Genomic DNA, 19,268 nt, shown 5'->3' with positions numbered 1-19,268 from the left:
GTCAGCTGCTGGTGTGGTCGATCCTGGACGGTCCTGGCACACTTCTTCCGAGCAGGTTCCAGTGGTGGTTGGGAGATCACGCGTTCCTCGCGCTGGTGCTCGTCTCCGCCCTCGTGATCGTGCTCGTGCCCTGGTACATCGCCGACGCCCGGCAGAGAACGCAACAGCGGCTGAGGAGCACAGGAGCGACGTCGGCCGCCACATCGCGCTCGTCCTCCTCCCGCTCGAGCTCGTCCTCCCGGCCGCGGTCCACGTCGCGCTCGGGGTTCTCGGTCTCGGCCGGGATCACGCACGAGCGACGGGAGACCTCGGTCGAGTTCACCGAGGACGGTCGCGTCGAGCGGTCGGGCGCTACTGCGGGCGGCGCCGCCCGGTACAGCGTCGCGGACCTGAGGTCGATGGCCAGCGCTTCCGGGATCCCGTGGAGCACTGCCTACGAGACCGACGGCGGTGCGCGAGCCTTCCTGGAACTCCTCCGGGCCGTGCACGCTGGCCCGGCCTCGACGTCGGCCTCGGCCTCGACGTCGACTTCGGCCTCGACGTCGACTTCGGCCTCGACTTCGGCCTCGACTTCGGCCTCGACTTCGGCACCGGCACCGGCACCGGCACCGGCCTCGGTCTCGGCACCGGGCTCGGTCACCGCGGATTTCGCGGCGCCGTCCGGGGACTTCTCCGAGGGATCGGCGACGTGGCCGGAGACGGCATCGACCGGTCCAGGCACCGCCTCGGTATCCGCAGGCGCCGGCAGCTCCACGCCGTCCGGCAGCTCCACGCCGTCCAGCACCTCCGCACCGTTCAGCTCGTCGACGACCTCGACCACCTCATGGTCCAGCGGGTTCACGTCGTCAGGGTCGGTCTACACCCCGACCTCCCTCTACGACGCCGAGCGCGCGGAACGTGCGATGCTGGGGACAGACCCCCAGGACGACGCGGCGAAGCCCGAGAACGAGGGGGAGGACCGATGAGCGAGTACGGCGGAGAGGTCCCCGTTCCGCGCAGCGAGGCCCCGACGACGCGGCGGTTCCCGATCATCCTGCTCGCGTTCCTGCTCTCCGCAGTGGTCACCCTGTACACCTACGTCCCGCTCTACGGGCTGCGTCTCCGCCCCAGGGTGCTGGAGGACCTTCGCTATCTCCTCTTTGATCTGCAGAGCGGATTCCTCGGCTTGCTGATCGGGCTGTTCGTCCTGTTCGCGGCCCCTTTCCTGCTCGCTCGGATCAGCCGCCCGGCAGCGGACCGTCGCCGAGGGAGCACTGCCGCGGACCCCGCGGACCCCGCGGGACCGGGGAGAAGCAGCGGGCCGATCTTCAGCAGCGATGCCTCCGACGATGAGATCGCTGTGCCGTCCATGGCGCTGCGCGAGATGGGCTCTGGTGAGCGGTGGGAGATGGCTGAGGCGCTCGGGATCCCGTGGCGGGACGAGCTGATCCTCGACCACGAATCCTGGGAGACGGCATGCCGCGAGGCCATCGACCGGGAGGCCGAGCGCCTCCGCCGTTGACACGGGCTGATCCGTTGCCGAGCATCATGGTGTCTGCGGTGCGGGTCTCGACGAGCAGGGGGAGTGGGCAGGGGCATGGAGTACGTCATCCTGATGATCATCGTGATCGTCATCTTCACGATCGTGAGCAGGTTAGGCAGCGGAGAATCGCGGAAGCCCGCGGACCGGCCCTCGCCCACGGGCAAGACGCGGAAGGACTCGTGGCCGGCGCCCCGGCGAGCGGCAGCTGCGAGTTCCGCCTCCCAGCGCTCCACCACCACCCAGGGGACGCCGGCGAGTCCTCCCCAGCAACCGTCGGACTCCGAGCAGCAGGCCCGCGACCCCGAGATCTGGGAGACGCTGAGCTACTCGAAGAGTGGCGAGTCGAGGCGCGGGCCGGCGGGCCGGGACTCGGTGGTCCCGGAATTCCGGTTCGGCGGCCTGCGGGACGACGTGGAGAAGCGCGGGGAGCTCCGGGAGCAGCTGCACGCGCAGTACCGGGAGGACGATGTGGACGACGCCGAGTCGAGTGCCTCGCCTGCAGCGCACGCCGCGTCTGACTCGCCACCGAGAAACGTGGTTGAAGCCCCCAGCGCGTCCTCGGAGCACGGCGCCCGGACGCCTGAGGTTGTCGAGCAGGAGCGCCCCGCGGCGTCGCCCACGGCAATGACCGCGGACGTCGATCTCGGGACGACGCCCCGTGCCGTGGGCGCGACCTCCTCGGGATACGACTACTCATCGATCGGGTCGGTGTACACCTCGACCTCGGTCTACACGAGCTCCTCGGCGCTCGGCCCGGACTCCGGGGAGCCTGCACAGCACGTAGACGGCCCAGATGCTGCCGGTGAGGCCGAGGGCGAGGTCGGCGACGCCACCGAGAGAGATCAGCCGGCGGGGTCCTGAACCGTCCCGGCACGTCGGCACGTCGGCACGTTGGCAGGTCGGTAGGCGTCGGGGACGGGTGCCTGGTGCCGATGCCCGCACCGCAGCACGGTGCGGCGGGCGGTCAGCGGGACGAGGACGCCACCAGCGCGATGAGGCCCCAGATGGCCATCACGAGCGCCACCAGGCCGAGGATGATCGGGAGCACGATGCCGACGCCGAAGCTGACGACGGTGCTCGTGAATCCGAGCTCCGACAGGGCGACGGCGTCGGTGCCCTCGCAGTTCACCGTGACGTCCTGGGTCGAGCTCACCATGATCTCGTGCACCTCGTAGTAGGCGACACCGTCGACGGTGCCCGGCGAATAGGTGCGGTCGCCGGCTTCGACGTCGACATCCGTTCCGTTGATCGTGCAGGAGACGGAGTCGAGATCGTCCGCGGGAACGGCCAGGGTGTACGAGCTCCAGGCGGAGGCCTCGAAGGAGTCGCTGCCGGGGTCGAGTGCAGTGAGCTCCATGGAGCCGATGCCGGAGATCATCAGCGCGATGAACGCCGCGACGAAAGGCATCACGAACAGCCCGACCCCGTTCGCGAGGATGCCGAGTATCCCGAACACCAATCGCTTGACGCCGCGGCGCCTGCGCGGCGGCGGTGCATAGGCGTAGGACGTCTGGTACATCATGTTTCCCCCGTGATCGTCTGCTCCGCATGGCTGCGCGGAGTTGTCAGATGGAGCCTCGTCATGCCGGCGGCAGGTCGTGCCGGCGGCAGATCGAAGCTGGCCGGCCCTGTGGCGGGACCAGCGACGCTCAGGACCGCACCCGCGCGATGATCCCCCAGATCAGCAGCACGAACGCGAGGAACCCGAGGCCGATCGGGATGACCAGGCCGACGCCGAAGCCGACCAGTGTTCCCACGATGCCGACGTCGGCGACCGCGACATCGCTGGCGCCGTCGCACGTGACCGTGACCTCCTGATCGGATGTCACCTGGATGCTGCCCACCGCCTCGTACTCGGTGCCGTCGATCGTGGCGGGCATCGTGCTCGCTTCCGGATCCCACTCGACGTCGGATCCGCCGTCGACCGTGCAGGAGGCCGATGAGAGCTCGGAGGTGGGGACGTAGACGTAGTACAGCGAGGTCGAGGAGGCGTCGACCGTGCCGGTCGCCCCGCCGAGGGAGATCGGGGATGCGGTCATCACCGCGATGAGTGCGACGGCGAACGTGGCCACGAGGGGCATCACGAGCAGACCGATGCCGTTGGCGATGATCCCCAGGGTCCCGAAGATGATCCTCTTCAGCCCACGCTTCTTGCGCGGTGCCTGGTATGTGCCGTAGGGCGCCTGGTACGCCATCTGTTCCCCCTTGAATTCGTGTGGTCGATCCCCAGCAGGATACGGGGAGCGCCGCGATCCCGAGATGGGGAGCACTGCCCATCCGGGGAAGCGGAGGAGCACTGTCCATCCGGGGAAGAACGCGGGAGGAGAGCCTTCAGCCCGTCAGATGTCGCCGCTGGCCACGGCAGCGGCCTGCTGCGCGATGGACAGCTCCTCGTTCGTCGGCACGATCATCACGAGCGTCTTCGAGGCGGGCGTGGAGATGACCCGGGCCTCCTTGCTGCGGGTCGCGTTCGCCTCGAGGTCGAGCTCGATGCCGAGCTCCTCGAGGCCCGTCAGCAGGCGCTCGCGCACCATCGGGACGTTCTCGCCGATGCCGGCGGTGAAGGTCAGCACGTCCAGCCCGCCGAGCACGAAGGTGTACGAGCCCAGGTACTTGCGCAGCCGGTGCACGTACACGTCGGTCGCGAGGATCGCCGCCTCATCACCCGCTTCGACCGCCGTGGTGATGTCGCGGAAGTCGCTCATCCCGCACATGCCCTGCATGCCGGAGCGCTTGTTGAGGATGTCGTCGATCTCGGCGGGACCGATGCCTGCGCGGCGGTGCAGGTGGAAGTAGATGGTCGGGTCGATGTCTCCGGTGCGGGTGCCCATCACGAGGCCCTCGAGCGGGGTCAGCCCCATGGAGGTCTCCACGGCACGGTCGCCGAGCACGGCGGAGGCCGAGGCGCCGTTGCCCAGATGCATCACGATCTGCCGCAGTCCGCTCACGTCGCGACCCTGGGAGGCCAGGAGCTCCGAGACGGCCCGGGAGACGTACTGGTGGCTGGTGCCGTGGGCACCGTAGCGACGCACCTTGTACTCCGCGGCGATCTCGCGGTTCAGGGCGTAGTTCGCGGCGGCCTCGGGGAGCCCGGTGAAGAACGCGGTGTCGAACACGGCGATGTGCGGGACGTCGGGGAGCAGCGCCTTCGCTCCGTCGATCCCGGAGACCGCCGCGTAGTTGTGCAGCGGCGCGAGCTTGCCGAGGTCCTCGATGTCCCAGCGCACCTGGTCATCGATGAGCACCGGCTCCGCATAGCGGGCGCCGCCCTGGACCACCCGGTGGCCGACGGCGCGGATGTTGTCGTCGGCCAGCGGGAGGCCCACATCGGTGAACAGCGACTCGACGATCTTCATGCCGGCGCCATGATCGGGGACCGGCCCCGCGAAGTGGGATTCCTTCTCACCCGCGGTGATGGACGCGGTGCCCTGCTCCTGGCCCACGCGCTCGACGATGCCGACGGCATCGACGATCCCCGAGACGGGGTCCAGCAGCTGGAACTTCAAGGACGACGAGCCCGAGTTGATCACGAGGATGCGGGCGTCATCGGCGGTGCCGGACGTGTCGGAAGCACCGGCGGCACCGGACGTGCCCGCCGCAGCGGACGTACCGGCGGCAGAGTCCACAGGGAAGGAATCGGTCATGAGGTGGGTCAGCTCCTCAGCGGTGAGGTCGGTGGTCAGCGGGTGGGGGAGGCGTTCGGCGACGGGTCCGCCTGGGCCTGGATGGCGGTGATGACGACGGTGTTGATGATGTCGTCCACCAGGGCTCCCCGGGAGAGGTCGTTGACCGGCTTGTTCAAGCCCTGCAGGACGGGGCCGATGGCGATCGCCCCGGCGGAGCGCTGCACCGCCTTGTAGGTGTTGTTGCCGGTGTTGAGGTCGGGGAACACGAACACCGTGGCGCGGCCGGCGACGGAGGAGTCCGGGAGCTTGGTCTTGGCGACCGAGGCGTCCACCGCGGCGTCGTACTGGATCGGTCCCTCGACATCGAGCTGCGGGTTCGCCGTGCGGACCAGCTCGGTGGCCTCGCGCACCTTGTCCACGTCGGCCCCGGTGCCCGAGGTGCCGGTCGAGTAGGAGAGCATCGCGATACGCGGCGCCACCCCGAACTGTTCGGCAGTCGCCGCGGATTGCGCGGCGATGTCGGCGAGCTGTGCGGCCGTGGGATCGGGGTTCACGGCGCAGTCCCCGTAGACCAGCACTCGATCCTCGAGGGCCATCAGGAACACCGAGGAGACGATCTGCGCACCGGGCTTGGTCTTGATGATCTCGAAGGACGGCCGGATGGTGTGGGCGGTGGAGTGCGCGGCGCCGGAGACCATGCCGTCGGCCTCGCCGAGCTGCACCATCATGGTGCCGAAGTAGGAGACGTCCTGGATCTTCTCGCGAGCCTGCTCCAGGGTGACGCCCTTCTTGGCCCGCAACCGGGCGTACTCCGCGGCGTACCGCTCGACGTGCTCCTCGGACTGCGGGGACACGATCGTGGCCTCGGAGATGTCGTGGCCCAGCTGGGACGCCCTGGCCCGGATCTGGTTCTCGTCGCCGAGGAGGATCAGGTCGGCGACGCCTCGCGCCAGGATCGCCTCGGCGGCGGCGATGATGCGCGCCTCCTCGCCCTCGGGCAGCACGATGGTCTTCTTCTCCCCGCGGGCCCGGGCCAGCAGCTCGAACTCGAACATCATCGGCGTCACCACCTCGCTGCGGCTCACCTCGAGCGCGGCCAGCACGTCGGCGGTGGGAAGGTGCTCGGCGACGGCGCGACGCGCGGCATCCATCTTCTGCGGGCTGCCGACGCTCAGGCGGCCCCGCGTCCGGGCGACCCTCACCGCCGTGTCGAAGGTGGACAGGTCGGTGGCGATCACGGGCAGATCCTGCTGGACGCCCGAGATCAGGCGTCCCACCTCCTCGGGCACGTCGTAACCGCCGGTCAGCACGATCGAGGACAGCGCCGGGAAGGTGCCGGACTGCTGCGCCATGATCAGGCCGGGCAGCAGGTCATAGCGATCTCCGGGGGCGATCACGGTGCAGTTCTCGGTGAGCCGGCTCAGCACATTGGGCAGGCTCATCGCCGCGATGACGGTGCCGATGGCCACGCGGTCCATCCATTCCGGGTTGCCCTGGAGGAGGGAGCCGTCCACGGCATCCTTCACCTCCTGCACCGTCGGCGCCATGATCACCGGGTTCTCGGGGATCACCGACACGAGGGCGCCGGGGGCGAGAGCGGCGTCGGCCTTCGCGGAGACGGCGGTGCGGATCGCCTCGAGGGACTCGGCCTCGGCCCGGTTGACGATCACGGCGATGGGGGAGGCGTGGTGGCCGGCGAACTCGCTGAGGGAGACGGCGGCGAGGGCGGCGATCTGATCCGGGCTGCGGTCCAGGCCGGACAGCACGATGACGACGGGGGCGCCCATGTTGGCGGCCACCTCGGCGTTGAAGCCCAGCTCGGTGGGGTTGGCGAGATCGTCGTAATCGCTGCCGAGGACCACGAGCATCGAGAAGCGCTCGGTCAGCTCGCGATAGCGGCTGAGGATGCGCTCGTGGGCGGTGTCGGGGTCCGACAGCACCAGCTGGTGGTCCACGCCGATTGCATCGTCGTAGTCCTGATCCACTGCTGGATGGCTGGTCAGGAGGTCGACGGCGTAATCGCGCGCGCGGTCGGCCTTGACGATGGGGCGGTACACCCCGACGCGATCGGAACGGGAGGCGAGGGCTTCGAGCAGACCGAAAGCCACCATCGACTTCCCGGTCATTCCCTCCGGACTGGCGATATACACACTCTGGGTCACGTCCCTCAGCATAGGCGCGCGAGAACGTGCAGGGTGAGGACCTCCGGCCCGCGCACCGCGCGGCGTCGGCCGGGAGGAGCCGGTCGAGAGGCGCCGGCAGGCACGGCGCACCTGGACGACGTCGCACAGATCTCGTTCTGGCGGCCCGGGGTTCCGGGCCGGATCCCAGGTGCGGCTCGTACGATGGCCCGCATGCTCCGCGTCGCCCTCCGCCCCTATTTCCTGGGGCTGCTCGCCCTGATGGTGGTGGCGACCCTCGTGTGCGGTCTGCTCGCCACCTGGCAGTGGGACCGCGCGCACCGGGCGATGTCCTCGCAGGCCGCAGGCGCCCAGGAGCTGGGCGACATCCGCGACGTGGTCGATATCGGTGGAGCCATCACGAACGAGATCGTCGGCGACATCGTCACCGCGACCGGACGGTTCGACGCCGATCAGCAGATCATCGTGCCCGGCCGGTCGATCGACGGCCAGGACGCCGTGATCATCGTCGCCGCGCTGCACGTCCCGCTCGAGGACGGCACCGACGCCCTGCTGCCGGTGGCGCGCGGCTGGGTCGAGGCCGACACCGTCACCGGACCCGACGGCGAGCTGGACCCCGCGCTCGCCCCGCCCGTGCCGGACGGCGAGGTCGAGATCTCCGGGCGCCTGGAGGCCAGCGAGTCGGCAGCGGGCGGCATCGAGGACGGCGTCGCCGGGGAGATCGCCACGCCCCTGCTGGTCAACGTCTGGGGTTCGCCGATGTACTCCGGCTATCTCGCCGATGTGGACCCGATCGACGGCCTGAACCCGATGCCGGAGGCGCAGTCCGCCTTCTCCAAGGGACTGAACTGGCAGAACATCGGGTATTCGATGCAGTGGGTCCTGTTCGGTGCGTTCTTCCTCTACCTGTGGTGGCGCAGCGTGCGCAGCGTGTACCTCGATGAGCTCGAGGATCAGCGTGCGGCCATGCAGAATTCCCTGGAGAGTTCGGATACGACCGCCGACTCCGACACGGACACGGATACGGCCACGGCTGCAGCCACTGCCCCGCCCAGTCCGGCGTCGTCCACCACGAGCTCGTCCGCTTCGAGCTCTTCCGCCTCGAGCTCGTCCAGCATGAGCTCGTCCACCGCGGCCTCCTCGCAGGCCGCCCCTGCTTCCGACAAGGACGTGTGACCCGTGCCCACTACCCGCCCCCTGGATGAGGTCGCCGTGAGGACCTCCTTCGCCCGCTTCCGTGTCGCCTCGATCGTGGAGGGCATCGCCCTGCTCGTGCTCGTGTCGATCATGATCATGCGGTACGTCGTGTTCGGCGGCGACGCCCCGTTCACCAGCACGTCCGATACCTGGGCCTCGATCTCCAAGTCCTGGTCCCCGATCCACGGCCTGATCTACATGATCTACGTGGTCCTCGGCTTCGACCTGTGGGTGAAGATGCGCTGGCGTCTGCCCCGCATGGCTCTGCTCATGTTCTTCGGCGTGATCCCCGTGCTGTCCTTCTTCGGGGAGCGCTGGACGCACCAGGCCGTGGAGTCCGACCTGAAGCACCGACCCACCGTGCAGGACGGCGAGGCCGCTGCCAGGAGCCGAGACGCCTGAGTGCGCGCAGGGCCGGCCCGTCGGAGGCGCCGACCTTTCCTGCTGAGCCCCGCCGACGTGCTCTGTCGTACCGTCGGGCGTGACGAGAATTTCCTCGCCGAGAGCCGGGCGATGATGCATCCGGGCTGTGCGCGCCCGTAGACTCGGCCAGGTGAATGACACCGACCAGCGTCCCGTCCTTGTCGTCGACTTCGGCGCCCAGTACGCACAGCTCATCGCCCGCCGTGTGCGCGAGGCCCGGGTCTACTCCGAGGTCGTCCCGCATTCGATGCCGGCGCAGGAGATCCTGGCCAAGCAGCCGCGTGCGATCATCCTCTCCGGCGGGCCCAGCTCCGTCTATGCAGAGGGGGCCCCGCGGCTGGATCCGGCACTGCTCGAGGCCGGCGTCCCGGTCCTCGGCCTCTGCTACGGCTTCCAGTCGATGGCCGCGGCCCTCGACGGCACCGTTGCCCCGACCGGAGTGCGCGAGTACGGCGCCACCCGGCTCGAGGCGCTCGACGGCTCCTCGCAGCTGCTCGGTGCACAGGACGTCGACCAGAACGTGTGGATGAGCCACGGTGACTCCGTGACCGCGGCCCCCGCGGGCTTCGAGGTCATCGCGACCTCCTCCGGCAGCCCGGTCGCCGCCTTCGAGAACGTCGAGAAGCAGCTCTACGGCGTGCAGTGGCACCCCGAGGTCGGCCACTCCGACCGCGGCCAGGAGGTCCTCGAGAACTTCCTGCACCGCGGCGCGGGCATCGAGCCGTCCTGGACCACCGGCAACGTCATCGAGGAGCAGCTCGAGCGGATCCGCTCCCAGGTCGGTGACGGCGCCGCGATCTGCGGCCTCTCCGGCGGCGTCGACTCCGCCGTGGCCGCAGCCCTCGTGCAGCGCGCCATCGGTGATCGCCTCACCTGCGTGTACGTGAACCACGGCCTCATGCGTCAGGACGAGTCCGAGCAGATCGAGAAGGCCTTCGGCGACTCCACCGGCGGGGCGAAGCTCATCATGGTCGACGCCGAGGAGCAGTTCCTCACCGCGCTCGCCGGGGTCACCGACCCCGAGACCAAGCGCAAGATCATCGGGCGCGAGTTCATCCGCTCCTTCGAGCAGGCCCAGGCGGACATCCTGCGTGAGCAGGGCGTTGTCGAGGGCGATCATGCCGAGGCCACCGCGTTCCTGGTCCAGGGCACCCTGTACCCGGACGTCGTGGAGTCCGGCGGCGGCGACGGTGCGGCGAACATCAAGAGCCACCACAACGTGGGCGGGCTGCCCGAGGATCTCTCCTTCGAGCTGGTCGAGCCGCTGCGCGCGCTGTTCAAGGACGAGGTGCGTGCCGTCGGCTCCGAGCTGGGCCTGCCTGACGAGATCGTCTGGCGCCAGCCGTTCCCGGGCCCCGGCCTGGGCATCCGGATCATCGGCGAGGTCACCAAGGAGCGCCTGGACATCCTGCGCACGGCGGACGCGATCGCGCGCGCCGAGCTCACGGCCGCCGGCCTGGACCGCACCATCTGGCAGTGCCCCGTGGTGCTGCTGGCGGAGGTGCGCTCCGTGGGCGTGCAGGGTGACGGCCGCACCTACGGCCACCCCGTCGTGCTGCGCCCCGTCACCAGCGACGATGCGATGACCGCCGACTGGGCCAAGGTGCCCTACGACGTGCTCAGCCGCATCTCGACCCGCATCACCAACGAGGTCAGCGAGATCAACCGCGTCACGCTCGACATCACGAGCAAGCCGCCGGGAACGATCGAGTGGGAGTGACCTCCTGCTGACGCCTTCCAGGCAGCCCCGCCCAGGGCCGCTGGGACTGCAGGGCGCGTGAGCCCGAGCGTGAGTGCGAGTGTGGCAAAGGTGGGGGAATCCGACTCGGATTCCCCCACCTTTGCCACGCTCGGCAACCGCAATGCTCGCGCCATCGCCATCGCCATCGCCATCGCCATCGCCATCGCCATCGCCATCGCCATCGCCATCGCCAGCGGCGACGGCTCGTGCGAGAAGCCCGCCCGGCGTCAGGCCGTCGGCGGCTCGAGGAGGCGCGAGGGATGCGCGGCGGCGGAGGAGTGCCAGGACTGCGTGCGCTCGTAGGTCTCCCAGCCCATCGACTCGTACAGGCCGTCGGCCCCGGTGGGGGAGTCGTTGTCGACCTCGAGGTCCACGTGGGTGCGGCCGCGCTCGGCGGCGTCGCGGGTCGCGGCGCGCAGCAGGGACTTCGCGATGCCGTGGCCGCGAGCGCTGCGGTGCACCCCGAGGTACTCCAGGTAGGTGCCCTCGCCGAGGGTGGCAGTCGCGGGCATCTTCGCCGCGACGAGTCCGCCGGCGGGGAGCCACTGCCCCTCGTGCTCGGTCTCGGCGATCCACCAGTGATCCCAGGCGGCTTCGTCGGGGCTCTCGATGAGGCGCTGGACGAACTCGGCGAAGGACTCCCGGTAGGAGTTGAAGTGGTCGGCGAAGGACTCCTCGAGCATCCGGTGCACGGTGCGCACGTCCTGGGCGACGGGCAGCCCGGAGCTGTGGCGGTGCACGGGGCGCACGCGGGTGCCCTCCCGTGGTGCCGGGGTGGAGCTCGCCTCCTCGGCGGTGACGGGCCGACGCATGTGGAGCCAGGTGCGCACCATGTCGTAGCCGGCGGCGGCGAGCAGTCGGCTGCGGTCGGTATCCAGCTCGTTGGCGTCGCAGGAGAGCTGGGTCGTCTCCAGCCCACGGTGGCGGGCGAAGGAGCCGCCGACCTCGACGGCCCAGTCGAGCAGCGCAGCGGCGAGGGCGTCGCGCTCCGGGACCTCGACGTCGATCACGAACTGCACGTTGGTGCGTCCGGAGGCGCGGTCTTCGAGGGCGATCCAGGCGACGGGGGCGGGATCCAGGCTGGGAGAGCCGTCGTCGGCCGTCGCGACCACCACCAGCTGGCGGCGGGACCACGACTTCAGGCCCACCATGCGTGAGCGCAGCCCCTCGACGTCGGCCGCGCCGTCCGGCGTGTGCCGACGGATACCCGCCGTCACGAGCGCGGCGACGGGCTCGACATCCGTCTCGAGCGGCAGTCGCGTGGTCAGCCGTCCCTGGAGGGACGGCGGGAGGACGGGCGGGAAATGATCGACGAAGAGCACCGGTTCATGGTGTCACGCGAGGCCCCATCAGGTCAGGAGAAGAGGGCGGGAGCGGGAGAAGGGATACACGATCGAGAGGTTCTGGACCTCCCGCGCGGGACGAGAACGGGATGGGAGCAGGAGCAGAGCGGGATGGGAGCGTGACCAGAGCGCTAGGAGAGCGGGAGCGGAGCAAGGTCACGTCGGGCCGATGCCGAGAAGCCCGCACCGGCGATCCGGTACGGGCTTTTCGAGGGGCCGACGCAGTGATCCGTCGGGAGACGTCAGCGGTCCGAGGACCGCACCAGCTGGTCGTCGATGTCCGTGTCGCCATCCGTGCCCGTGCCGGCGCCAGTGTCCGGAGTGCCGTCCGTGGCCGTGAGGGCCACGAGCTCACCGGTATGGGGGTGAGACTCCTGCGGCTCGGTGCCGGTGCCGGCGAAGTTCGCTGCGGCGTCCGTGGCGGGCTGCGCCGCGGTCTCCTCGGCCGTGTGCAGGGTGTCCCGCAGGGGCACCTGCTTGATGAACAGCGACAGCACCAGGGCGATGAGCACGAAGGGCAGCGCGGTCAGGAACACCATGTGCATGGCGTCGCCCATGCCCATCCGGATCGGGTCCACGAGGAATTCGGGGAGCTTCGCGAGGGCCGAGGGGTCGAGCACCGCGGACTCGAGGCCCGAGCTGTCGATGTTCCCTCCGGACTGCTGGAGCGCGGCCATCTGCTCGGCGGGGATCTTCTCGAGCTGCGCCTGGATGGACGTGGCCATCTGTGCGGTCATCACGGTGCCCAGCACGGCGGTGCCGATCGTGGAGCCGATGTTGCGGAAGAACTGGATCGCCGCGGTCGCGACACCCAGCTCGCGCTGGGCGACGACGTTCTGCACGACCAGCGTGTAGACCTGCATCGACAGGCCCAGGCCCAGGCCGATGACGATCATCGCCGCCGTGAGCTTCAGCTGGGAATCGCCGTACTGCATGCGGGAGAGCAGCCAGTAGCCGGCCGCCAGGACGACGCCGCCGAGGACCAGGAACTCCTTGTAGCGGCCGGTCTTGGAGATGAGCAGGCCCACCAGGATCGAGGTGACGATCATGGCCACCGACAGCGGGATGAGGATCGCGCCGGAGTTGGTGGCGGAGACCCCCATGACGCCCTGGGCGTAGACGGGGATGTAGATGATCGCGCCGAACATCGCCACCGCGATGGCGAAGGACGCCGCCACCGAGAGCGCCACGATCGGGCGCAGCAGCAGGTGCATCGGCAGCAGCGGCTCGGCGACCCGGGTCTCGATGATCACGAACGCGATGAGGAAGACCGCGGCGACCGCGTACATGCCGATGATGACCGGGGAGTCCCAGGCGTAGTCGCCGCCGCCCCAGGTGGTGGCGAGCAGGGCGATGACCATGCCGGGCGTCAGGGTGAGCATCCCCAGGAAGTCGACCTTGCCGTGCTGGGTCTCCGTGCTGAGGTGCAGGAACTTCAGGATGAAGGCGAAGGCGACCACGCCCACGGGGAGCATCATGTAGAACAGCCAGCGCCAGCCGAAGTTGTCGGTGACGGTTCCGCCGATGAGCGGACCCACCACGGAGGTCACGCCGAACACGGCGCCCATGATGCCCTGGTACTTGCCGCGCTGACGGGGCGGGATGATGTCGCCGATGATCGTCTGGCTCAGCGGCATCAGGGTGCCCATGCCCAGGCCCTGCACGGCGCGGGCGAACACCAGGAACCAGAAGTCGGTGGCCATGCCCGCGAGGATCGAGCCGATCATGAACACGGCGAGGCCGCCGAGATAGAACCAGCGGCGTCCGTACAGATCCGAGAGCTTGCCGACGATCGGCACCGCGACGGCGGAGACCAGCATCGCCGCGGTGGCGATCCAGCTGTAGTGCTCGACGCCGCCGAGCTCGGCCACGATGCGGGGCATCGCGGGTCCGACGATGGTCTGGGACATGGAGGCGACGAACATGCCGAGCATGAGGCCGACGAAGACGAGCTTGCCCTGTCGGTCGAGGCCGGTGAATGCCTGGGGGCCGGGTGCTGGGGCGACGGGCGCCGTCGCAGGGGTCGATGCTGTATTCACTGAGCTCCTCGGAGGATCAGAAGGAAGGATGGGCGGAGGTTCTCGGGCGGGAAGAACTCGTCCGACGGTCGCAGCGCATCCTTGAGCCTCGACCGTGCCATCCTAGCGACGTGTTGCATTGACTGCACTATTTCATCGGGTGCAGATTCTGTGATGTGTCGGACCTACGATGGGGGGTGTGAACGACGCATCGACCCCTTTCGTCCCCGCCGACCCGCTCGCGGATTATCTCGACGACGCCGGAGAGGACAGGCCCGGTCTGCGGGAGATGAAGAAGCGACAGACCCGCCTCGCGATGCACCGGTCCGCGGTCGAGCTCGTCGCCGAGCACGGCTTCACCCCGGTGACGGTCGAGATGATCGCGCGGAAGGCCGGTGTCTCCACCCGGACGTTCTTCAACCACTGGGTCACCAAGGACGCAGCGGTCCTCGGCGTGGTCCCGGGGGAGTCACGGGAGATCGCCGAGAAGCTCAGGGTCCAGCTCGAGGTGAGCGGGCCGCGCGACGCCCTGCGACATGTGCTGCGGGACGTGCTCGCGGGCATCCCGTCGGACCCTGCCTTGCGCGACCTGAAGAAGCAGGTGATGGCCAAGGAGCCGCGGCTGCACACGATCTCCTCGGGCAACCTCATCGAGGTGCAGTCCGAGCTGGTCGACGTGCTCGGCGAGGCCATGGACGGTGAGGACGCCCGCATGCGCGCGGTCATCGTCGTGCAGGTGGCCTTCGCCCTCACGCGCAGCGCATTCGGCTTCTCCATGTCCACGGGCATGGATCTGCCCACCGCCTACGACCGCGTGATCGAGCTCTACGACGCGGGCCTCCAGGACGCCTGACCTCCAGGGCGAGCGTGCTCCAGGACTGCTGACCGCGCCCCGGGATCGGTGCGGGTCAGCGCACCAGTCGGCCGAGTCCGCTGTCCCAGCCCCGGCCGTCGGCCAGGCGCTCGCCGACGACCCGCTCGAGCCGAGTGGTGCGCGGGAGCATGGCGGCGTCGTACGGGGGCAGCGCGTGGAAGACGAAGAACGCGGCCCCGTCGGCGCCCGGCGAGGTCGACAGGATCTCCCAGCGGTCCACGAAGGCGCCGATGTTGGAGCCCGTGCCGAGCTCCTCGACGAGCACGCGGTTCATGAGCCATGAGTCGCAGAGGAACTCGTGGCCGAAGGCGGGAGCATCCTGCGGCCGGTCGCGGTCCGCGGTGCCCGCAAGATCCCCGAAGTTCTCGGTGAAGAATGCGGTCGCCCGGTCGAAGGAGTCCTCGACCGCGGCCGGGTCGAGCGGCCCTCGGGCGGGGATGTGGGTGCCGACCACCCAGCGTTCGCGCTCGCCGCCCTGCTCGGCACGATGCAGGTCGAACTGCAGACGGCCGAGGTGCACGAGACGTCCGCACCAGTTCAGCGCCATCCAGCCCACCTGATGCAGACCGAGACGGCCGGTGCTGAGACGGTGCACGCGCATCTGCTGGCCGAGGTCCGCGAGCACCTCCCAGGACTGCTCCGTGGTGAGCTCCCGGGCCTCGTGCCAGGTGCGCACGGTGCTCGTGCTCACGGCCAGGGCGAGGATCGGGATCAGGCCCTCGCCGGGGACCAGACGCTCCTGCAAGGCCGTGTGCGCGGCCTTGAGGCCCTCGAGGTCGACGGTCGGGACCTCCAGCCCGGCCGCTCCGCGCAACAGGTTCGCAGCGGTGGTGATCGCGGTGAGGACCTCCGCGTCGGCTGTCGCCTGCGGGATCAGCGCCGCGAGGTCCTCGTGGTCCTGCCCGGTGATCCCCAGCCGCTCCAGCAGGTCAGGGGCCGACGGGGCGGTGAGTATCGTCGCGACCGCCTCGGGGGAGAGCTCGTCGGATGCTCGGACGGAGGTCGGCGGGTCACCGATGATCTGGGGGCGCGCGTCGAGGCGTTCTGTCATGCGCCCAGAGTATCGCCCAGCGGCCTCCGACTGTGATCTGGACCGCTACGATCTCAGGGTCGAGACCACGTACCCGTCGGACCGAACCGGCGGGGGAGGAGCGCCATGATGACCACCCAGGACGACGAGCAGACGCAGGCCGGCGAGCAGTCCGCCCAGCAGACAGCCTCCCAGCTCAGCGCGGAGGCGACCGCGGTGCGCGAGGCCTACGCCTTCGAGGGCGGTCGGATCCATCTCGGCGCGATGATCGAGGGCGAGGAGCCGAACCCCGACGTGGCCGTGAACCTGGCGGTGGGGATGCTGAACCGCCATGGTCTGATCGCCGGCGCCACCGGCACCGGCAAGACCCGCACCCTGCAGGTGATCGCCGAGCAGGCCGCGCACGCCGGCGCCTCCGTCTTCGTCGCCGACATGAAGGGCGACCTCTCCGGCATCGCCGTGCCGGGCGAGGCGTCGGACAAGCTCTCCGCACGTGCCGCGGCGCGGGGCCAGGAGTGGGTCTCCCGCGCCGCCCCCACCGAGTTCTTCAGCCTCGGCGGTCAGGCCGAGGGCGTGCCGATCCGCACCACGGTGAGCACCTTCGGGCCGGTGCTGATGGCCAAGGTGCTCGAGCTCAACGAGACCCAGGAGAGCTCGCTGGGCCTGATCTTCCACTACGCCGACACCCAGGGCCTGGGTCTGCTGGACCTCAAGGACCTCCGCGCCCTGATCCAGTTCCTCACCTCGGACGAGGGCAAGGGCGAGCTCAAGGGCATCGGCGGCATCTCCACCTCGACCGCCGGCGTGATCCTGCGCAGCCTGACCTCCTTCGAGGCCTCCGGAGCGGACGTCTTCTTCGGCGAGCCCGCCTTCGACACCGAGAAGCTGCTGCGCAAGGCCGAGGACGGCACCGGGATCATCTCCTGCCTCGAGCTGCCGGGCGTCGCCTCGCGGCCCGCGCTGTTCTCCACCTTCATGATGTGGATGCTCGCCGAGCTGTACCAGGACCTGCCCGAGGTGGGCGACGCCGAGGTGCCCAAGCTGGTGTTCTTCTTCGACGAGGCGCACCTGCTGTTCAAGGACGCGTCCAAGGCCTTCCTCGACCAGGTCGTCCAGACCGTGCGGCTGATCCGCTCCAAGGGCGTGGGCATCTTCTTCATCACCCAGACCCCGAAGGACGTCCCCGGCGACGTGCTCGCCCAGCTCGGCAACCGGGTCCAGCACGCGCTGCGCGCCTTCACGCCCGACGATGCGAAGGCACTCAAGGCCACCGCCAGCACCTTCCCGACCTCCGAGCACGACCTGGTCCAGGTGATCCCCGCGCTCGGCACCGGCGAGGCCATCGTGACCGTGATGAGCGAGGACGGCACCCCTACACCCGTCGCGATCACGGCCGTGCGCGCGCCGGAATCCTCGATGGAACCGGCCGGGTCAGAGGCCATCTCCGCCGCGGTGGCGGCCTCCCCGCTCGCCGAGGAGTACGGGACCCTGGTGGATCGCGAGTCCGCCTACGAGATCCTCACCGCCCGAGCCGAGAAGGATGCCGCTGCGGAGGAGGACGGTGCCTCCGGCTCGCCGGCCGCGACGACATCTGCGGGCTCCGCGACGAAGCAGGCAGGCTCCACGAAGGAATCCTCCCGCACCTCGAAGAAGGACGAGGGAGGCCTGTTCGGCAACCCCGCTGTGAAATCGTTCCTGCGCTCCGCCGGCACGGTGCTGGGTCGCGAGGTCACGCGCAGCCTGTTCGGCACGAAGCGCCGCCGCTGAGGTTCACCTGCCGCCGCTGACGCTCACCAGAAGTAGCCGCGTCCCGCGCAGTACGTCGCGACCTGCTTCGGCGAGAGCCAGTGATGGGAGGGGAGGGACGCGGTGAGGGTCGATCCGGCCGGGTCCGCCACGCGCAGGGTGCGGGCGTCGGCGTCGTACCCGTCGATCGTCACGAAGTGGAAGATGTCCGAGGTGTTCCCGCCCCAGTTCGGGTACTCCCCGGCGACCACCCACCAGTTGCACACCGTCGCGAAGCCGTCGTCGACGTTGGTGGTGGCGCGGTCCCACAGGAGGTCCGCGTCGGCGGTGCTCGCCGTGGAGGAATCCATCCACTGATCGCGATAGGTGGCCCCGGCCAGGCGGTTCGTGAGCACGGGGGAGACGGCGCCGAAGTTCGTGCCGTTGTCGGTGGTGCCGAGCTCCGCGGCGAGCGTGTCCAGGCTCGGCGGCGTCACCTTCGCGCTCAGGGCGATGGAGACAGCGGTGGGCCCGCAGTAGAAGAAGTTCGGCTGCTCCCGGTAGGTCGTCGGCAGCACCTTCTCGCCCGCGGCTGTGGCGGCGGGGGCGAGCGCGGCGGTGCCGAGCCCGGCGGCTGCGGTGAGCCCGAGGGCTCGGAAGAAGGTTCGGCGGTCAGGTGCGGAGATGGTCATCGGTAGCCCTTTCCCTGTGCGTCGTCACGATGCATCGTGCTGCGGATCTGCCGGATGTGACCGGCACCACGACGCTATGGGACGTCGGCGCAGAAGGGAAGAGGACCTTTTCGCCGGTGCTCGGAGTGACCCGCGGCAGCTACTGGCGTCGGTACTCGTCGTAGGACAGGTAGGCCGCGGCGAGCTCCGCGAAGGCCGGATTCGTCGCGGCAAGGGAGAACACCTGATCTCGCCACCGCCGGCGGAGCGGAGCGCTGAGCACTGCGAGCTCCGGGAGCGAGGCGGCGGGCGACAGGTCGCCGCTCTCGATGATCGTCCCCGGCAGTCGCAGCCAAGTGAGCTTCGTCAGGGGACGGACCCATTCCAGATCCGGCAGGTGCAGGGACCTGTCGGTTCCAATCCCGACTCCCAGCTGAAGGTGGCGAAGTCCGGTCAGACGTCCCAGCTCCGTGATGTCCTCGAGGCGGAAGGCGCCGTTGATCTGTGCTTCCGTGAGTCGGGGAAGGGCGATCAGGGGTTCGAGGGTTCTGACCCGGCCAGCGTTCCCGAACTTGACTGCCTCGAGCTGGGACAGCCCGCTGAGGGGGGAGAGGTCCTCATAAGGTCCCCATTTCACTCGGAGGTACCGGAGGTGCGTGACTCCTGCGACCGCTTCCAGGAGCGCTTGGGGCGTGCGGGATCCCAGGCTCAGGTGGGTGATCGCAGTGTCGCCCGAGGACAGCAGGTCGATCCAGCCTTCCAGCACCCGACGCTTCTGGGTCGCCGTGCGCGCCTCCGAGTCCTCGAGCTGGGTGGCCTGGACGTCGAGCCATGTCTGCCCCGCATACTCCTCGGGACGCCAGAGGGATGTGAAGCGGTCGGCGTGGCGAAGCGGCGGCTCGATGCCGGGCGCGGTGTCATCTGGCATGGACCGTCCTCTGAGCACTTGGCGTCGCA

Annotated in this window: 18 protein-coding genes; 7 read left to right on the top strand and 11 right to left on the bottom strand. The window is 69.5% G+C overall.

Annotated features, from left to right (window positions below; translation table 11 throughout):
* Window positions 1–76: 76 nt before the first annotated feature.
* Complete coding sequence (locus ACT3T5_RS00795) at window positions 77–322, bottom strand: hypothetical protein (protein ID WP_444593298.1); 246 nt, start codon at window positions 320–322, stop codon at window positions 77–79.
* 111 nt (window positions 323–433) lie between these two features.
* Window positions 434–841, bottom strand: coding sequence for a hypothetical protein (locus ACT3T5_RS00790; protein WP_444593297.1), 408 nt, complete (start codon window positions 839–841; stop codon window positions 434–436).
* A gap of 120 nt (window positions 842–961) precedes the next feature.
* Between ACT3T5_RS00790 and ACT3T5_RS00785 the strand changes: the two genes are divergently transcribed.
* Complete coding sequence (locus ACT3T5_RS00785) at window positions 962–1,501, top strand: hypothetical protein (RefSeq protein WP_444576251.1); 540 nt, start codon at window positions 962–964, stop codon at window positions 1,499–1,501.
* Window positions 1,502–1,576: 75 nt separating this feature from the next.
* The gene (locus ACT3T5_RS00780) at window positions 1,577–2,383 is read left to right on the top strand and encodes a hypothetical protein (RefSeq protein ID WP_444576249.1); all 807 of its coding nucleotides are present in this window, start codon (window positions 1,577–1,579) and stop codon (window positions 2,381–2,383) included.
* 103 nt (window positions 2,384–2,486) lie between these two features.
* Here the strand turns inward: ACT3T5_RS00780 and ACT3T5_RS00775 are convergent, their stop codons facing one another.
* The 4 genes from ACT3T5_RS00775 to pta all read right to left on the bottom strand — a co-directional run bounded on the left by ACT3T5_RS00775 (window position 2,487) and on the right by pta (window position 7,322).
* Window positions 2,487–3,044, bottom strand: a complete 558-nt coding sequence (locus ACT3T5_RS00775) for a hypothetical protein (protein ID WP_444576247.1) — start codon at window positions 3,042–3,044, stop codon at window positions 2,487–2,489.
* 127 nt (window positions 3,045–3,171) lie between these two features.
* Entirely contained in the window at window positions 3,172–3,717 is a 546-nt protein-coding gene (locus tag ACT3T5_RS00770) for a hypothetical protein (RefSeq protein WP_444576245.1), read from the bottom strand.
* A gap of 144 nt (window positions 3,718–3,861) precedes the next feature.
* Complete coding sequence (locus ACT3T5_RS00765) at window positions 3,862–5,166, bottom strand: acetate kinase (RefSeq protein ID WP_444576243.1); 1,305 nt, start codon at window positions 5,164–5,166, stop codon at window positions 3,862–3,864.
* Between the two features lie 35 nt (window positions 5,167–5,201).
* Window positions 5,202–7,322, bottom strand: coding sequence for a phosphate acetyltransferase (pta, locus tag ACT3T5_RS00760; protein ID WP_444576241.1), 2,121 nt, complete (start codon window positions 7,320–7,322; stop codon window positions 5,202–5,204).
* 180 nt (window positions 7,323–7,502) lie between these two features.
* On the opposite strand from pta, the gene ACT3T5_RS00755 reads away from it, so the two are divergent.
* From ACT3T5_RS00755 to guaA, 3 genes are all read left to right on the top strand, one after another.
* On the top strand, window positions 7,503–8,465 hold the full coding sequence (locus ACT3T5_RS00755) for an SURF1 family protein (protein ID WP_444593296.1): 963 nt from the start codon (window positions 7,503–7,505) through the stop codon (window positions 8,463–8,465).
* Window positions 8,466–8,468: 3 nt separating this feature from the next.
* On the top strand, window positions 8,469–8,888 hold the full coding sequence (locus ACT3T5_RS00750) for a DUF3817 domain-containing protein (RefSeq protein WP_444576237.1): 420 nt from the start codon (window positions 8,469–8,471) through the stop codon (window positions 8,886–8,888).
* Window positions 8,889–9,039: 151 nt separating this feature from the next.
* Window positions 9,040–10,629, top strand: a complete 1,590-nt coding sequence (gene guaA, locus ACT3T5_RS00745) for a glutamine-hydrolyzing GMP synthase (RefSeq protein ID WP_444576236.1) — start codon at window positions 9,040–9,042, stop codon at window positions 10,627–10,629.
* A gap of 248 nt (window positions 10,630–10,877) precedes the next feature.
* Here the strand turns inward: guaA and ACT3T5_RS00740 are convergent, their stop codons facing one another.
* Window positions 10,878–11,972, bottom strand: coding sequence for a GNAT family N-acetyltransferase (locus ACT3T5_RS00740; protein ID WP_444593295.1), 1,095 nt, complete (start codon window positions 11,970–11,972; stop codon window positions 10,878–10,880).
* 263 nt (window positions 11,973–12,235) lie between these two features.
* Complete coding sequence (locus ACT3T5_RS00735; protein WP_444576553.1) at window positions 12,236–13,927, bottom strand: MDR family MFS transporter; 1,692 nt, start codon at window positions 13,925–13,927, stop codon at window positions 12,236–12,238.
* Window positions 13,928–14,210: 283 nt separating this feature from the next.
* On the opposite strand from ACT3T5_RS00735, the gene ACT3T5_RS00730 reads away from it, so the two are divergent.
* Entirely contained in the window at window positions 14,211–14,864 is a 654-nt protein-coding gene (locus tag ACT3T5_RS00730; protein ID WP_444576232.1) for a TetR/AcrR family transcriptional regulator, read from the top strand.
* A 55-nt stretch (window positions 14,865–14,919) separates the two neighbouring features.
* On the opposite strand, the gene ACT3T5_RS00725 is transcribed toward ACT3T5_RS00730, so the two are convergent.
* On the bottom strand, window positions 14,920–15,936 hold the full coding sequence (locus ACT3T5_RS00725) for an acyltransferase domain-containing protein (RefSeq protein ID WP_444576230.1): 1,017 nt from the start codon (window positions 15,934–15,936) through the stop codon (window positions 14,920–14,922).
* A 108-nt stretch (window positions 15,937–16,044) separates the two neighbouring features.
* Here ACT3T5_RS00725 and ACT3T5_RS00720 point away from each other — a divergent pair, with 108 nt between their 5' ends.
* On the top strand, window positions 16,045–17,682 hold the full coding sequence (locus ACT3T5_RS00720; protein WP_444593569.1) for a helicase HerA-like domain-containing protein: 1,638 nt from the start codon (window positions 16,045–16,047) through the stop codon (window positions 17,680–17,682).
* 23 nt (window positions 17,683–17,705) lie between these two features.
* Here ACT3T5_RS00720 and ACT3T5_RS00715 read toward each other — a convergent pair whose 3' ends face one another.
* Window positions 17,706–18,332, bottom strand: coding sequence for a C39 family peptidase (locus tag ACT3T5_RS00715; RefSeq protein ID WP_444593294.1), 627 nt, complete (start codon window positions 18,330–18,332; stop codon window positions 17,706–17,708).
* Between the two features lie 139 nt (window positions 18,333–18,471).
* Window positions 18,472–19,239: a hypothetical protein gene (locus tag ACT3T5_RS00710; protein ID WP_444593293.1), complete on the bottom strand. Its 768-nt coding sequence runs from the start codon at window positions 19,237–19,239 to the stop codon at window positions 18,472–18,474.
* Window positions 19,240–19,268: the final 29 nt, after the last annotated feature.

The sequence above is a fragment of the Brachybacterium sp. AOP3-A1-3 genome, assembly GCF_052378285.1.
GTDB lineage: Bacteria > Actinomycetota > Actinomycetes > Actinomycetales > Dermabacteraceae > Brachybacterium.
This window is presented reverse-complemented; position numbering and strand designations above follow the sequence as displayed.

Coding starts and splice junctions, on each gene's coding strand:
- ACT3T5_RS00735 (WP_444576553.1), bottom strand. CDS start 13,927: ATGCTCGGCATGTTCGTCGCCTCCATGTCCCAGACCATCGTCGGACCC.
- ACT3T5_RS00720 (WP_444593569.1), top strand. CDS start 16,045: ATGACCACCCAGGACGACGAGCAGACGCAGGCCGGCGAGCAGTCCGCC.
- ACT3T5_RS00775 (WP_444576247.1), bottom strand. CDS start 3,044: ATGATGTACCAGACGTCCTACGCCTATGCACCGCCGCCGCGCAGGCGC.
- ACT3T5_RS00770 (WP_444576245.1), bottom strand. CDS start 3,717: ATGGCGTACCAGGCGCCCTACGGCACATACCAGGCACCGCGCAAGAAG.
- ACT3T5_RS00780 (WP_444576249.1), top strand. CDS start 1,577: ATGGAGTACGTCATCCTGATGATCATCGTGATCGTCATCTTCACGATC.
- ACT3T5_RS00725 (WP_444576230.1), bottom strand. CDS start 15,936: ATGACAGAACGCCTCGACGCGCGCCCCCAGATCATCGGTGACCCGCCG.
- ACT3T5_RS00715 (WP_444593294.1), bottom strand. CDS start 18,332: ATGACCATCTCCGCACCTGACCGCCGAACCTTCTTCCGAGCCCTCGGG.
- ACT3T5_RS00710 (WP_444593293.1), bottom strand. CDS start 19,239: ATGCCAGATGACACCGCGCCCGGCATCGAGCCGCCGCTTCGCCACGCC.
- ACT3T5_RS00765 (WP_444576243.1), bottom strand. CDS start 5,166: ATGACCGATTCCTTCCCTGTGGACTCTGCCGCCGGTACGTCCGCTGCG.
- pta (WP_444576241.1), bottom strand. CDS start 7,322: ATGCTGAGGGACGTGACCCAGAGTGTGTATATCGCCAGTCCGGAGGGA.
- ACT3T5_RS00785 (WP_444576251.1), top strand. CDS start 962: ATGAGCGAGTACGGCGGAGAGGTCCCCGTTCCGCGCAGCGAGGCCCCG.
- ACT3T5_RS00755 (WP_444593296.1), top strand. CDS start 7,503: ATGCTCCGCGTCGCCCTCCGCCCCTATTTCCTGGGGCTGCTCGCCCTG.